The sequence below is a fragment of the Nocardia ninae NBRC 108245 genome, from assembly GCF_007990755.1.
Taxonomy (GTDB): Bacteria; Actinomycetota; Actinomycetes; order Mycobacteriales; family Mycobacteriaceae; genus Nocardia; species Nocardia ninae.
In genome coordinates this window covers 40923-54073 of record NZ_BJXA01000012.1, presented here as the reverse complement: position 1 = coordinate 54073, position 13151 = coordinate 40923, and the positions used below count along the sequence as shown (strand labels likewise).

16 protein-coding genes are annotated in these 13151 nt (G+C 67.5%); 6 read left to right on the top strand and 10 right to left on the bottom strand.

All coding sequences use genetic code 11. The features are described from left to right. Window positions 1-8: 8 nt before the first annotated feature. Entirely contained in the window at window positions 9-1070 is a 1062-nt protein-coding gene (pheS, locus tag NN4_RS11750; protein ID WP_107655320.1) for a phenylalanine--tRNA ligase subunit alpha, read from the bottom strand. Between the two features lie 231 nt (window positions 1071-1301). Between pheS and NN4_RS11745 the strand changes: the two genes are divergently transcribed. After that, window positions 1302-1490, top strand: a complete 189-nt coding sequence (locus NN4_RS11745) for a hypothetical protein (RefSeq protein WP_147129951.1) — start codon at window positions 1302-1304, stop codon at window positions 1488-1490. Between the two features lie 182 nt (window positions 1491-1672). On the opposite strand, the gene NN4_RS11740 is transcribed toward NN4_RS11745, so the two are convergent. From NN4_RS11740 to infC, 4 genes are all read right to left on the bottom strand, one after another. Continuing rightward, complete coding sequence (locus NN4_RS11740) at window positions 1673-2470, bottom strand: TrmH family RNA methyltransferase (protein WP_147129950.1); 798 nt, start codon at window positions 2468-2470, stop codon at window positions 1673-1675. Window positions 2471-2508: 38 nt separating this feature from the next. After that, window positions 2509-2889, bottom strand: a complete 381-nt coding sequence (gene rplT, locus NN4_RS11735) for a 50S ribosomal protein L20 (RefSeq protein ID WP_107655317.1) — start codon at window positions 2887-2889, stop codon at window positions 2509-2511. Window positions 2890-2989: 100 nt separating this feature from the next. After that, complete coding sequence (gene rpmI, locus NN4_RS11730) at window positions 2990-3184, bottom strand: 50S ribosomal protein L35 (RefSeq protein WP_135236040.1); 195 nt, start codon at window positions 3182-3184, stop codon at window positions 2990-2992. Window positions 3185-3243: 59 nt separating this feature from the next. Continuing rightward, window positions 3244-3957 (bottom strand): translation initiation factor IF-3, encoded by a 714-nt coding sequence (infC, locus tag NN4_RS11725; RefSeq protein WP_186818372.1) that lies wholly within the window; start codon window positions 3955-3957, stop codon window positions 3244-3246. 350 nt (window positions 3958-4307) lie between these two features. Here infC and NN4_RS11720 point away from each other — a divergent pair, with 350 nt between their 5' ends. The 4 genes from NN4_RS11720 (at window position 4308) to NN4_RS11705 (ending at window position 7554) form a co-directional block, all read left to right on the top strand. Next, a complete protein-coding gene (locus NN4_RS11720) occupies window positions 4308-4838 on the top strand; it encodes a DinB family protein (RefSeq protein ID WP_147129949.1) in 531 nt (176 codons plus the stop codon). Between the two features lie 2 nt (window positions 4839-4840). After that, entirely contained in the window at window positions 4841-5182 is a 342-nt protein-coding gene (locus tag NN4_RS11715) for a DUF1844 domain-containing protein (RefSeq protein ID WP_147129948.1), read from the top strand. 101 nt (window positions 5183-5283) lie between these two features. Then, window positions 5284-5898, top strand: a complete 615-nt coding sequence (locus NN4_RS11710; RefSeq protein WP_147129947.1) for a TetR/AcrR family transcriptional regulator — start codon at window positions 5284-5286, stop codon at window positions 5896-5898. 45 nt (window positions 5899-5943) lie between these two features. After that, window positions 5944-7554 (top strand): FAD-dependent monooxygenase, encoded by a 1611-nt coding sequence (locus NN4_RS11705; protein WP_147129946.1) that lies wholly within the window; start codon window positions 5944-5946, stop codon window positions 7552-7554. A 43-nt stretch (window positions 7555-7597) separates the two neighbouring features. On the opposite strand, the gene NN4_RS11700 is transcribed toward NN4_RS11705, so the two are convergent. Together NN4_RS11700 and NN4_RS11695 are read right to left on the bottom strand one after the other, a co-directional pair. Beyond that, the gene (locus NN4_RS11700; RefSeq protein WP_147129945.1) at window positions 7598-8470 is read right to left on the bottom strand and encodes an alpha/beta fold hydrolase; all 873 of its coding nucleotides are present in this window, start codon (window positions 8468-8470) and stop codon (window positions 7598-7600) included. Continuing rightward, the gene (locus NN4_RS11695) at window positions 8467-8898 is read right to left on the bottom strand and encodes a helix-turn-helix domain-containing protein (protein ID WP_147129944.1); all 432 of its coding nucleotides are present in this window, start codon (window positions 8896-8898) and stop codon (window positions 8467-8469) included. Before NN4_RS11695 ends, NN4_RS11700 begins: the two co-directional genes overlap by 4 nt. Window positions 8899-9006: 108 nt before the next feature. Between NN4_RS11695 and NN4_RS11690 the strand changes: the two genes are divergently transcribed. Then, window positions 9007-9726 carry an alpha/beta fold hydrolase gene (locus tag NN4_RS11690; protein WP_147129943.1) on the top strand — a complete coding sequence of 240 codons (720 nt, stop codon included), beginning with the start codon at window positions 9007-9009 and terminating at the stop codon, window positions 9724-9726. A 407-nt stretch (window positions 9727-10133) separates the two neighbouring features. Here NN4_RS11690 and NN4_RS11685 read toward each other — a convergent pair whose 3' ends face one another. The 3 genes from NN4_RS11685 to NN4_RS11675 all read right to left on the bottom strand — a co-directional run bounded on the left by NN4_RS11685 (window position 10134) and on the right by NN4_RS11675 (window position 13118). After that, on the bottom strand, window positions 10134-10925 hold the full coding sequence (locus NN4_RS11685) for an alpha/beta hydrolase family protein (protein WP_147129942.1): 792 nt from the start codon (window positions 10923-10925) through the stop codon (window positions 10134-10136). Between the two features lie 61 nt (window positions 10926-10986). Continuing rightward, window positions 10987-11763, bottom strand: a complete 777-nt coding sequence (locus tag NN4_RS11680; RefSeq protein WP_147129941.1) for a hypothetical protein — start codon at window positions 11761-11763, stop codon at window positions 10987-10989. Between the two features lie 224 nt (window positions 11764-11987). Next, entirely contained in the window at window positions 11988-13118 is a 1131-nt protein-coding gene (locus NN4_RS11675; protein ID WP_147129940.1) for a helix-turn-helix domain-containing protein, read from the bottom strand. Window positions 13119-13151 lie beyond the last annotated feature (33 nt).

Here is a 13151-nt window from a genome sequence, read left to right as displayed (position 1 = left end):
GGGCCGGCTCAGGACCGGATGCCGAAGGGCAGCGTGAAACGCACATCGCCCTCGACGATGTCGCGCATGTCCGGGATGCCGTTGCGGAACTGCAGTGTCCGCTCCAGGCCCATGCCGAAGGCGAACCCGCTGTACACCTCGGGATCGATCCCGCTGGCGATCAGCACCTTCGGGTTCACCATGCCGCACCCGCCCCACTCGACCCAGCCCGCGCCGCCCTTCTTGTCCGGGAACCAGACGTCGACCTCGGCGGAGGGCTCGGTGAACGGAAAGTAGTTGGGGCGCATCCTGGTTCGGGTGTCCGGCCCGAACAGCGCGCGGGCGAACGCGTCCAGCGTGCCGCGCAGGTGCGCCATGGTCAGGCCCTTGTCCACGGCCAGGCCCTCCACCTGGGAGAACACCGGAGTGTGCGTGGCGTCGAGCTCGTCGGTGCGGAAGGTGCGGCCGGGGCACACCACGTAGATCGGCAGCTCGCGTTCCAGTAGCGAGCGCACCTGCACCGGGGAGGTGTGCGTGCGCAGCACCTGGCGCGAGCCCTCCGGCGCGATGTGGAAGGTGTCCTGCATGGTGCGGGCCGGGTGGTCGGGCAGGAAGTTGAGCGCGTCGAAGTTGAAGTGCTCGGTCTCCACCTCGGGACCCTCGGCGACCTCCCAGCCCATCGCGACGAACACGTCGGCGACCTGCTCGGAGATGACGGTGATCGGATGCCTGGCGCCGAACGGGTGCCTGCGGGCGGGCAGCGTCACGTCGATCGCCTCGGCCACCAGCACCGCGGCGTCCCGCTCTTCGAGCAGCGCCGCGCGGCGCGCCTCGAACGCCTCGGAGATCCGGGCGCGCGCCACGTTGACCCGCTTGCCCGCGTCGGCCTTCTCGGTCTTGGGCAGGCTGCCCAGCGCGCGCTGCGCCAGCGCCAGCGGCGCCTTGCCGCCGAGATGCTCGGTTTTCGCGACCGCGAGCGCGTCCAGGTCGGCGGCAGCGGCGAACGCCTTTTCGGCCGCCGCCGCGGCTGCGGCCAGTGCCTCCTCGGTCAGCGTCGCGTTCTGCTCGACTGCGTCGTTGTCGTCGGCCACGGTGGTTCGACTCTCCCCTGGGGATCGGTTCGCGGGCACGGCTCGTTCCCTACCCACATTGCTGCTGGTGGAATCCTATTGGATGCGTCATATCCGATTCACACGGATTCCCCGCAGCGCCTCCGGAACCCCGATTCACCACCTCGTAGCCGCGAAATTGCGACCATGGTCACAGCAGTACGGAATGTTGCCCGCGCGGGGCACGGCCCGAGAACACGGAGGTCCGGGGACATGAGGAGATCGAAGGCGGCGGTAACGGTCGGAATCACCAGCCTTGCCATGACGGTGAGCCTGCTGGTCATCACCCTGCTCGGCAGCGGGACGGCGGCCGCCAACCCGCCGGGACCGAACCCCTACGCGTGGCTACCGGCGTGGCTGCAGAACGTCATCTTCTGCGTCTTCTACGGCTTCTGCGGCTGAGCTCGCAGGAGGAAGCGCGGCCAGGCGCTCGAGCAGGGGCTTCGACGTCTTCCTGGCCGACGGGGAGATGCTGCAGGTGTTCCTGCACGGCGAGCGCGGACCCGGCGATCGGCGATGACGTGCGCGCTTCCGCAAGGTCTATCCACTGGTGTGCGGGCAATCAGACGTGTGCGGCTCAGTCTCTAGTTCGCGTAGCGCACACGGGAATTGGCGTACAGGCAAATGGCCGCCGCGGTGGCCAGGTTCAGGCTTTCGGCGCGGCCGCGGATCGGGATGCGAATGCGATGGTCGGCGCGCCGCGTCACGGCGGGATCCAAGCCGTGCGCCTCGTTGCCGAACAGCCAGGCGACCGGCCCGGCGAACAGTTCGTCGGCGTCGTCGAGATCGACCTCGCCGTCAGCGGCCGTCGCGAGGATCGTGATGCCTGCCGCCGCAATGGAATCCAGCGTTTCGCCGACGTCGCGATGCCGGGCGATCGGGACGTGGAACAGGCTGCCCGCGCTGGCCCGCACGCACTTGCCGTTGTGCGGGTCGACCGAGTCACCGGCCAGCACCACGCCGTCAGCGCCGACCGAATCGGCCACCCGGATGAGGGTTCCGGCATTGCCGGGTTCAGCCATCTCGACCGGCACGGCGAGCATGCGGGGCTGTGCCGCGAGCACGTCGGCCAGCGGCACATCGATCAGCGCACACACAGCGACGAGCCCCGGCGCGGTGACGGTTTCACCCAGCTGCTGGGCGGCCCGATCGCTGACCAGCGTGGTGCGCACCCCCATGCCCGCAGCACTGGCGACCAGTTCGTGCTCGCGGACCGCGGCACCGGCGGAGTAGAACAGCTCCTGCACCCGCCCGGTGTCCAGCGCGGCCGCCACCGAATTGGCACCCTCGGCCAGGAACAGCCGGGTCTTGCGGCGCTGCGCACCGCGGTGCAGCTTGACAGCGGAAACGACCCGTGGATTGCGCTCGGAGAGCGCGTCCACGGGTCGTTCCGAAAGGTATTCGCTTGTCACCCGGTGACTTACGCGGCGGGCGCGTTGACGTCCTGCGGGAGGGCGGCCTTGGCGATCGCGACGAGACCAGCGAACGCCTCGGCGTCGGAGACGGCGAGCTCGGCGAGGATCTTGCGGTCCACCTCGACACCCGCGGCCTTGAGGCCCTGGATGAAGCGGTTGTAGGTGATGTCGTTCAGGCGCGCCGCGGCATTGATGCGGGCGATCCACAGCTTGCGGAAGTCACCCTTGCGCGCCCGGCGGTCCCGGTAGGCGTAGGTGAGCGAGTGCAGCTGCTGTTCCTTGGCCTTGCGGTACAGCCGCGAACGCTGGCCGCGGTAGCCCTTGGAGGCCTCGAGGATGGAACGACGCTTCTTCTGAGCGTTGACGGCCCTTTTGACGCGTGCCATGGGTCAGTCCTTTGTCGATCTAGGGGGCGCATGCTGGCACCCGGAGATTGTCAGTTCGGTCGGCGTCCGGAATCCGGAACGCGGTCGCTGGCTAGGTCTCTCAGAGACCGAGCAGCCTCTTCACGCGCGGGACGTCGACGGACGCGACGGCCTCCGTGCCATCCAGACGACGAGTCCGGCGGGACGACTTGTGCTCGAGCAGGTGGCGACGGTTCGCCTGCTGGCGAAGCAGCTTGCCTCGGCCCGACACCTTGAATCGCTTCGAGGCGCCGCTGTGGCTCTTCATCTTCGGCATGGATTCCTCTAATCTGTCTCGTCCCGGCGGCCCTTGCGGACCGCCGGCTCTTATCGGTATTACTGCGGCGGGTCGGCCTGCTCGGCCGGAGCCGCGGCGGGCGCGCTGTCTGCGGTGGCGGCCTCGGCGGGCGCGGGGCTCGGCTGCGCAGCGGGCTGCTGCTGCCGCGGAGCTGCGGACTCCTGCTGTGCCTTCACTCGCGTCTTCGCACCCTTGTGGGGCGCGAGGACCATGGTCATGTTGCGACCGTCCTGCTTGGCCGAGGTCTCGACGAACCCCAGGTCCGCCACGTCCGCGGCGAGACGCTGCAGCAGCCGGTAGCCCAGTTCGGGCCTGGACTGCTCGCGTCCGCGGAACATGATGGTGACCTTGACCTTCGACCCCGCCTCGAGGAAGCGCATGACATGGCCCCTCTTGGTCGCGTAGTCGTGGTCGTCGATCTTCGGGCGGAGCTTCTGCTCCTTGATCACGGTCTGCACCTGGTTCTTCCGAGACTCGCGCGCCTTCTGCGCCGTCTCGTACTTGAACTTGCCGTAGTCCATGATCTTGCAGACCGGCGGACGTGCATCCGGAGCGACCTCGACGAGATCGAGATCTGCCTCCATGGCGACGCGTAGTGCATCTTCAACACGCACGATCCCAACCTGCTCGCCGCTGGGTCCGATCAAGCGAACCTCGGGAACACGGATGCGATCGTTGATGCGGGTCTCAGTGCTGATGGGGCCTCCTAGGTCAAGCGGTGTCGTCAAGACGACCGCACGCAATAACTGCAACCCCTTTTCAACACAAAAGCCCCGGAGCGGTATTCCGCATCGGGGCCCGAGGTCGACCGGTCAGCGCACGCCAAAGACTCGCATGCGATCTTGTCCACGCGGTTCTCGCGAGAGAACCGCTGCACAAGAAACCCGCCTCCGAGAAGGCGGGTGACCGGACCGTTTGACCTGACGATCGCTCGTCGGCAACGGTGGGAGTCGGGCTCCACTTATCAGCCCCAGGCTCGAAATCTTGGAAGAAGACACAACCAGGGGCGGTCGTCAGCGGAAAGTCTAACATTGCGTTCGGCTATCGCCGAATCGCGGTAAACCGCTTGCCCGCGCGCACGGGTGCCTGCCACGCTCCCCCGGTGTCTACTTCACGCCGTGACCTGCTCCGATGGCAGTTCGACCTCACCTGGTCGCTCACCGAACTCCATCTCGACGCGCTGCGCGTCGAGGACTTCGGCTGGGCACCCGCCGAACTCCACTGGACAGTACGCCCCGACGCCGACGGGGTGTGGCGGCCGGACTGGGCCGACACCGAGCCGGACCCTATCCCGGTGCCGACCATCGGCTGGCTCAGCTGGCATATCGACTGGTGGTGGAGCGCGGCCATCGATCATCTCGCGGGCCGGACCCCACCCGACCGCGCGGACGTGCACTGGGCGGGCGACGGCGTCGCGGCAATTGCGCAGCTGCGCTGGCTGCGCGACACCTGGGTGCGCACACTGGACGACCTGACCGAGGCCGACCTGGACCGGCCCGCAGTCTTTCCGTGGCCCGCCGACGCGGGTTTGACGGTGGCGCACCTGGCGAGCTGGGTGAACTCGGAGCTGATGAAGAACGTCGCGGAGATCGGCCAGCTCCGACTCCTCCGGGCGGCCTCGCTAGCCTCATAGCCATGACTGAAGAGCTCGACAACTCCGTGCGCGAACTGGCTGACATCCCGGCGGTGGAGGTGATCAGCCGGGCCGCGGTGATGCTGATGAGCTCGGCGGCGGAGAAGCTCGGGCTCGCGGACGACGATCCGGAGACCAGCACGCGGCGCGATCTGGACGAGGCGCGCCGGGTGATCACGGCGCTGGCCGGGCTGGTCACGGCGTCGGTGGAGTACCTCGGGCCGCACGCGGGGCCGATTCGTGAGGGGTTGCAGTCGTTGCAGCGTGCGTTCCGGGAAGCGTCGGCGCATCCGGACGAGCCGGGTAAGGGGCCGGGCGAGAAGTACACGGGGCCCGTTTACTGATTCGGCCCAGCGTCGGCGGCATCTCAGGTTCGCCGCAGTCGATAATTTTGCCCGGCGGGAAATTTTGCCCGCCGGGAAAGTTTTTGCCGTAGGCTGGTGGCATGCCCGATGAAGAAGTGCTCGGCCTGCGCGAACGCAAGAAGCTCGATACCCGGATGGCGCTCAGCGACGCGGCGCTGGAGCTCGCCTTCGAGCGCGGCCTGGACAACGTCACCCGCGAGGACATCGCAAAGCGGGCCGGTGTCTCGGTGCGCACCTTCAACAACTACTTCACCGGTAAGTACGACGCGATCATCTACCGGCAGACGGTCCGGATCCGGCGCAGCCTGGCCGCATTTCGCGAACGCCCGGCAGCCGAGCCGCTCTGGAGCGCGCTCACCGCGGCGCTGCTCGAGCCGCTCGAAGCCGAACAGGCCGAGTTCCGCGTCCCCACCGCCGCCCAGCTGGCCGAGATCCGGAAACTGTTCCGGGCGCCCGAATTACGCTCCGCGCTGTTCGCCGGGGTGTCCGAGGACTGGCTCGAACTGATCGCGGAGCGCACCGGGACCGACCCACTACGCGATGTCTATCCGCGGCTGGTGACCGGCATGATCGGCACCGTCATCGACGCGGCCATGGTGGCGTACGCACACGCGGACCCGCCGGTCCCCATCGCCCCGCTGCTGCGCCGCGCCCTCGACCAAGTCACCGCGGGGCTGCCCGAACCGCCGCACTGACCGCACCACCAGAAAACTCATCATCGAACAAGAGGTGTATTTGTCATGCCTGAAAACTCTGCCGCCGTAGTCATTTCCGGTGCCGGACCGAACGGGCTGATGCTCGCCGGCGAGCTCGCGTTGGCCGGCGTGCGGGCGATCGTGCTGGAGGAGTTGCCCGCGCCGAGTGTCGCGCCGAAGGCGAATGGCCTTGTCGGTCAGGTGATTCGGCTGCTGGACATGCGCGGGCTGTATCACGAGTTCGGCGGTGCGCCCGGTGCGCCGCAACCGCTGCCCGGGTACTTCTTCGCCGGGCTGCGGCTGTCGTTCGCCGAGCTGCCGGACAATCCGATGGCCATACTCGCCATTCCGCAGCCGAAACTCGTTCGCCTACTGGAGAAGTGGGTGCGCGGGTTGGGTGTCGAGGTCCGGTGGGGGCATCGGCTCACCGAGTCGATCCAGCAGGACGGGGGTGTCGTCGTCACGGTGGCCGGGCCCGAGGGCGAGTATCGACTCGACACCACCTTCCTGGTCGGTGCCGACGGCGGCAAGAGCCTGGTCCGTAAACAGGCCGGTATCGAATTCCCCGGGCACACCGCGACGGACAGCGTCGTGCGGATGGGGCACGTCTGGCTGCCCGACGAGCTGCGGACCGCCGACGGTGGCGTCGAGGTGCCCGGTTTCGGGCGACTTCCGTTCGGACACAACCGACTCGAACGCGGCGGGTTCGTCTTCGCCGAACTCGAACCGGGACGGCCGCTCGTCGCGAGCATGGAGTTCGGTGTCGAGCCGGTGCCCGCCGGCACGCCGATGACCATCGAGGAACTGCGCGCGGGAGTGCGACGAGTACTCGGCGTCGACCTGCCGATCGAGGCGCCGCGCGGGCCGGGGCCACATGCGTTGCGGCGCATCGACAATCAGAACACCCGGCAGGCCGAGCGGTACCGGTCGGGCAATGTGTTCCTGGTCGGCGACGCGGCACACGTGCACTCCGGAATCGGCGGGCCCGGACTCAATCTCGGACTACAGGATGCCGCCAACCTCGGCTGGAAGCTCGCCGCCGAGATCAACGGGTGGGCGCCCGACGGCCTGCTGGACACCTACCACGCCGAACGGCATCCGGTCGGGGTCCGCGTCATGATGAGTTCGCTGGCCCAAACCGCGCTCTTCGCACCGGGTCCCGAGATCACCGCGCTACGCGCACTGTTCGACGAGCTGCTGCGGGAGCCGGAGAACACCGCCCATATTGCGCGGTTGATGTCCGGGTCGGACACCCGCTACGAGGTGGGCGACAACCACCCGCTGGCCGGGCGGATGGTGCCCGATCTCGCCCTCGAAACCGCCGGTGGCACACGGCGGGTCGCGGAGGTGCTGCGGAAGGCGCGCCCCGTTTTGCTCACGCTCAACGATGCTCGTGTAGGTGGGAGTGCCGGTGCCGATAACAGCGCCGGGTTCAGAGCCCGGGACCGTCACGGGATCGGGGCTTACGCCGATGTCGCGGCAGGTTGGCGCGACCGGGTCGACCCCATGGTCGCGACGACTTCCGACGCACCCGCCGCGGCAATGCTGATCCGGCCGGACGGGTACGTGGCGTGGGCGGCCGACGGTGATGCGCAGTCCGACGCGGAACGCTTGCGCGAAGCGTTGACTCGTTGGTTCGGTTCGCCCGCGAATTGACCCCTAGCGGCAAGAACAGCGTGCCCCAAGCCGCCGACGTGCGTCAGGAGGGAGTGGGCTGGGGTGCGCGCCTTTCGAGGAGGAAATCGGCTACCGCCTCGGTCTGGCCGAGGATGGCGTGGCCGACGTCAGGGAGCACGTGCACCGTCGCGTTCGGGACGCACCGGCGCACGCGTTCGGCGGTGGCCGCGGAGTCGATCATGACGTCGCGGGCACCGACCAGCACCAGCATCGGCATGGTCAGTCCGCGCAATGCGTCGTCGGAGAAGATGGGGAGTCGCTCGGTGCGCGGCTTGAACTGGGTGAAGGTCAGCACGATCTCGTCCAGGGTTTCTTCGGTCAGCGGCGCGTCCAGGCCGGTCATGATGCGGGCGGTCCGCCGCACACCGCGGTGTCCGAAGAGGCTCAGGAACAAGGCTTTCGGTAGCCAGCCCATCTTCTGCGCGCCGATGCCGCCGGGGCACAGCAAGGCGAGCCGGGTTATCCGTTCCGGTCGGCGAATGGCGTAGTCGAGCGCCACCCAGCCGCCGAGCGACGTCGCCACGACCGAAATCGTGCTGAGCCCAAGGCCTTCCAGCACATCGTCGAGCCATTGCGCGAGCCGATCGGAGTCGAGCGGCGGGCGCGACGGCGCACTGCCGCCGGGCTCACCGATGATGTCGATCGCGTAGGTGCGGAAATGTGTTGCCCAGGACGCGATGTCGCCGCGCCACATCGTCGTGTTCGCCCCTGACCCGTGCAGCAGCAGAAGCGGTGGCGCGACCTGCGGGCCGGACGCCACGACGAAGGTCTCCCCCTCACGGGTCGGCACGCGCAGGTGCTCGGCCGGTACCGGCCAGGTCTTCAGTAGTTCCGCGTAGCGCTGCTGGATCTCGCTCGCGCCTTTCTCGGATTTGTAGATCTTTTGCTCGCTCATGATGCGAGCACCCCTTCCATGTAGTCGAACAGCCGTGCCGTATCCGCAAGTCCGCCCAGGACAATGACTTTCAGCCGCGCCCGCTCCGCGTCGTACATCGTCTCGATGCGCAGCGGCTCGTCACCAGAGGACCGGGTGTTGGCCGCGCCCATCAGCAACGTGCTCAGTCGATCGGCCATACCTGGATCGACAGCGTCGACCTGAACGATGCTCGACACCTCGACGTGCCGCTGCCGCTCGACCGTCTCCCGCAGCGGCGCGGGCACCGGACGGCCGGTGAAGGCTTCCAGATCCTCGTGCGCGATCCGGTACTGCTTACCGATGCGGACCGCGGTGAGCCGCCCGTCGCGCACGTAATTGCGGATGGTGCGGACGTGCAGGCCGAGGCGTTCGGCGACCTGTTCCACGGAGTAGAGGCGATCATTCACTCAACTACCTTAAACATCCTTATGTTTCTGCACAATAGGGGTGTTTAAGGAAAATAGGGAAGCATAGGCCGCCTCGCGGATGCCGACGCGGTAGGGCAAGGTAAGCCCATGGCTACACGGATAGTTCTTGTCCCCGGATTCTGGCTCGGCGCTTGGGCCTGGGACGAGGTCGCCGCCGACCTGAGCGGGCGCGGCAACGAAGTACGAGCACTCACCCTGCCGGGCCTGGATCCCGCCGACCCCGAACGGCTTTCGGCCACACTGGAAACGCAAGCACAGGCGATCATCGACGCCGTCCCGGCCGCGGAAACCGCCGTGCTCGTCGCGCACTCCGGCGGTGCCGCCCCCGCCTACCTCGCCACCGACCGCGCGCCGGACCGCTTCCACCGCGCGATCTACGTCGACTCCGCTCCCCTGCCCGCCGGCTTCGCCATCAACCCCGCACTCGCCGAACTCGGCCCCGAATGGTTGCTCCCCGACTGGCCGCAACTGGAAGAGACCGGCAACAGCCTCGACGGCTTGGACGAGGCCGCGCTGGATCGCTTCCGCGAACGAGCCCTCGGCGAACCGACCACCATCGCCGCCGGCCCCCTGGAACTCAGCGACTCCCCCGCGCGCCTCTCGATACCGACCACCATCATCTGCAACAGCATCACCGCCGAACTCGCCAAGAAGTTCCGCGACAGCGGCGAAGTCCCCGACTTCGCCGAACTCACCCGCATCGATGCCGAATACATCGACCTCCCCACCGGCCACTGGCCCATGTGGTCCAAGCCGAAAGAACTAGCCGACCTCCTCCACACGGTGGCCAACCGAACAGCGGAATAGCCGCACCCTCACTCGGGATCCGCACCGATCAGGGCCCCTGAAGTCAGTGCGGATCCCGAGAACTGGTGCGGGAGTCAGCAACCGGCGCGCCTACATTCAGACCCCGAGAACCGGCGCGGCGCCAGAGGATCCGCGCAACCTGCGAACCCGAGAACCGGCGCGCTTCCCCGACAACCGGCGTCTACCTGCGAACCCCGACAACCGCCACGGCACCCAAACCCGCCCGACCTGCGAACCCGAGCACGGGCGCGCGGACCGACAGCTGGTACTACGCGGGTCCCGGGAACCGGCGCGCGGGCCGACAGCTGATGCCTACCCGCAGTTCCCGAGAACGGGCGCAGGGCCCGATAGCCGGTGCCTACCTGCGGTCCCGAGAACCGGGGGCGCTTCCAGATAGCCGGTGCGGTTCAGCCGCCGAGCTGGCGTCGGAACCATTCGGTCAGGCCTGCGTCCACCGCGCGGGCCGTCGGCAGCTGGGGTGCGGGTTCGATGCCGGGCTCTTCGGCGAGTGGGTGCGCCAAACCGGGGATCGACAGCAGTTCGGCCCCGTCGCCGACCGCGTCGACGAGCTGCAACGCATCGGCACGCAACGCGGGATGATCCTCCTCGCCACTGACCACCAGCAGCGGTGCGCGGCCGGCGAGGAGACCCGCCTTGGCGATGAAATCCAAACTGTCGACGGCTTTCTCGGACTCGGCGTCGTACGGATAGTCGCCGGGGAACAGGTCCACGACGGACCGCATCCGGATGGCGGCGTTCACGACGGCGCCCGCGAAGATCGGCGTCTCGGTTTCGGCGAGGACCCGCAGCGCGACGGCGCCACCCAGGGAGCCACCGAGCACGCCGATCGGGCCGTCGCCGACCGGCAGCTGCTCCCGGATCGACGCCAGCGCGGCCGGGAACTCCTCGGTCGCCTGCTGGACGAACGCGTGCAGAAACGACATCAGCACGTCCTCGCGTATCAATGCCAGCCCGGCGTCCATGCTGCCGTCGACCATCCGTGCCCCGCACATCGGCATACCGAGATGCACCCGCCACGCGGGCAGACCGTCCATCGGCAACGCGGCGGCGAACGCCGCGTCCGACCTCGGCGCGTCCAGCATGTGCCAGGTGACGATCAGCGGCGCGGGGGCGTCGCCGGTCGGCGGCAGCGCGGTGAACGGCACGCCTGCGGCGGTGCCCGTGATCGGTGAATGCATGCCGTCACGGTAGAGCCGCACCCCCGCGGGCGGGAACCGATTTCGCCACCAGCAGAAGCGGTTAGGCCGCACTCCTCGGGACGTTGACGGTGACGGTGTCGATGTGGCAGCGGCGCCCGTCGACGGTCGGCGGGGAGATGGTGCCGCCCGTTCCGGTGTAGGTGAGTTCCGGGTTCAGGCAGCTCTGCGCGGCTTCGTCACGGAAGGTGAGCGTGGTGTCGGAGAACACCAGCCGATTGGCGAGTCGCGCGTTGTCCCACGGTTCGATCGCGAACAACGCCATATTCTGGGCTTGCTTGCGCAGATTGATCGAGTAGCGCACCGAACCCGCTTGTCCCGTAATGGTTTGCGTCCACAGGCCGGTCGACTGGTCCAGGGCGATGTCCATCTCCAGCACCTCCCCCACCTGTACCGACATCGCGCGCCCCGAGTGGCACCCGCGGTAGCGCGGATCATTCGAATACACGTTGACGTACTGCCCGGAAATCCACCACGTCGAGTACGTCGGCGGCTGCTGCACCGGCGCGCAGGCCGGACCCCACGTCAGCACCGGCTGCAGCACACCCAGCCCGATCGGGTAGTAATTCCTCCCCCCTTCCCGAGGCTCGAGCCCGGGCCACAAAAACATCGTCCCCACCCGCGCCGGTTTCGGCGGAACCGTGAACCGCGTCTGCATCCGCACGAATTCATTGGCCACCGGAATTTTGAAATACACCCGCGACTGCTGATCCGGCTCCAGCGGTACCGGTTGCGTACTCGGCGCACCCGGCGGAGCCGTCACCCCCGGCGGCCCCGGCTCCGCGAAAGAACTCGGCAACGCAACGAAACCCATTGCCACCGTAGCGATTACACCCGAAACAAGATACCGAGCCGCAGCCCGACGAATAAGATTCATACTTCCCCATGAAAACACAACAATCACCCCCAGCGAACGCCCCCAACTGGGGACTCCAAAACCCCCAGCCCACCCCTCCCCAATCCCCCTGACACAGAAAGCAATTCCCCGACAAATAGTACTGCTAAATCATTGTAGTAACTGCCATTGCGCCACAAATCGTTTCATCACACGGCGGTGTCGCTACCGGCGATCTCGTCCATCAGCATGCGCAGCGTCAGTGAATGTTTTTCTGGCGGTAGGGCATTCAAGGCCGCGCGGGCCAGGCGGACACCTTCGGGTTTGTCGCCGGCACGAACCAGCATCAAGCCGCGATGCATCGCGAGGTGGGTGGCGAAGCGGGGCAAGGTCGCGGGGAGTTCGGCGTGCGCGTCATCTTGGGCGCGTACTGCGGTGCGTTCGTCACCGAGACGCGCGGCGAGAAGGGACAGAAAGACATTCACACGCCACCAGGGCACCGCATAGTCGGATGTCTGCTCATCGGATCCGGACCGATCAAATGCTCTGCGGCCGTCCGCGATCAATCGGCGGGCGGTACCGGTGTCGCCCTGCACTGCCGCCGCGTGCGATTTGCCCCAGGTGGCATTGAGCCTGCCCAGGCTCGGCCGGTCGGTGATGCCGAGGGCCTGGTCGGCGAACATATGCGCCGTGGGTAAGGCGGCACCTTCATAGCCGAGCGCGATGGCGGCGCGACCGCGTACCCAGACGCGCATAGCCGTATCCCCCGATCGGTCGGCGGCTTCGGCAGCCATCCGATACCAGTTCACGGCCTTATTGCCATCCGAACCCGGGTAGGTCTTCGCGTAGAGCGTCATCAGCCGCGCGGCGACCGCCCAGAGGCGCGGTGTGTCCAGTTGTTGCTGCAGGACAACGAGATCGGCGGCCAACCGGCGTTGGATGTCGGCCGCGCCCATGCTCATGTAGTCGGTCCCGTAGGTGACCAGCCGGTCTTCCCATGCCTCGACATCAGGCCCGGTGGCGTGCAGCCGCGCCGAAAACCCTTGCGCCAAAAGCTCGGACGCCACCACTGGTGCGACCGCCGTCGCCCCGAGATGAGACAGGAATTCGCGCCGATCCACATCGGCCGCCAACAGTTCGGTCGGACAATCCAGCACAGCGGCCAAGTGCGCCAGCCAGAATGGCGACGGTTCGGTCGCACCAGATTCCCAACGGCGAGAAATGTATTCACGACTTATGTTGGCTCCAGAGCGGTGACATAGTTCATCGGCGAGCCTGCCTTGTGACCAGCCCTTGGCCAGACGAAGTTCCCGGATGAGATGTCCGGTACTGCTGCTCATAGATCGATCATTCCAGGGACGCGCGGCGTGCGG

Coding starts and splice junctions, on each gene's coding strand:
- NN4_RS11745 (WP_147129951.1), top strand. CDS start 1,302: ATGAGGAGATCGAAGGCGGCGGTAACGGTCGGAATCACCAGCCTTGCC.
- NN4_RS11705 (WP_147129946.1), top strand. CDS start 5,944: ATGCCTGAAAACTCTGCCGCCGTAGTCATTTCCGGTGCCGGACCGAAC.
- NN4_RS11715 (WP_147129948.1), top strand. CDS start 4,841: ATGACTGAAGAGCTCGACAACTCCGTGCGCGAACTGGCTGACATCCCG.
- NN4_RS11710 (WP_147129947.1), top strand. CDS start 5,284: ATGCCCGATGAAGAAGTGCTCGGCCTGCGCGAACGCAAGAAGCTCGAT.
- rplT (WP_107655317.1), bottom strand. CDS start 2,889: ATGGCACGCGTCAAAAGGGCCGTCAACGCTCAGAAGAAGCGTCGTTCC.
- NN4_RS11675 (WP_147129940.1), bottom strand. CDS start 13,118: ATGAGCAGCAGTACCGGACATCTCATCCGGGAACTTCGTCTGGCCAAG.
- NN4_RS11700 (WP_147129945.1), bottom strand. CDS start 8,470: ATGAGCGAGCAAAAGATCTACAAATCCGAGAAAGGCGCGAGCGAGATC.
- rpmI (WP_135236040.1), bottom strand. CDS start 3,184: ATGCCGAAGATGAAGAGCCACAGCGGCGCCTCGAAGCGATTCAAGGTG.
- NN4_RS11690 (WP_147129943.1), top strand. CDS start 9,007: ATGGCTACACGGATAGTTCTTGTCCCCGGATTCTGGCTCGGCGCTTGG.
- NN4_RS11685 (WP_147129942.1), bottom strand. CDS start 10,925: ATGCATTCACCGATCACGGGCACCGCCGCAGGCGTGCCGTTCACCGCG.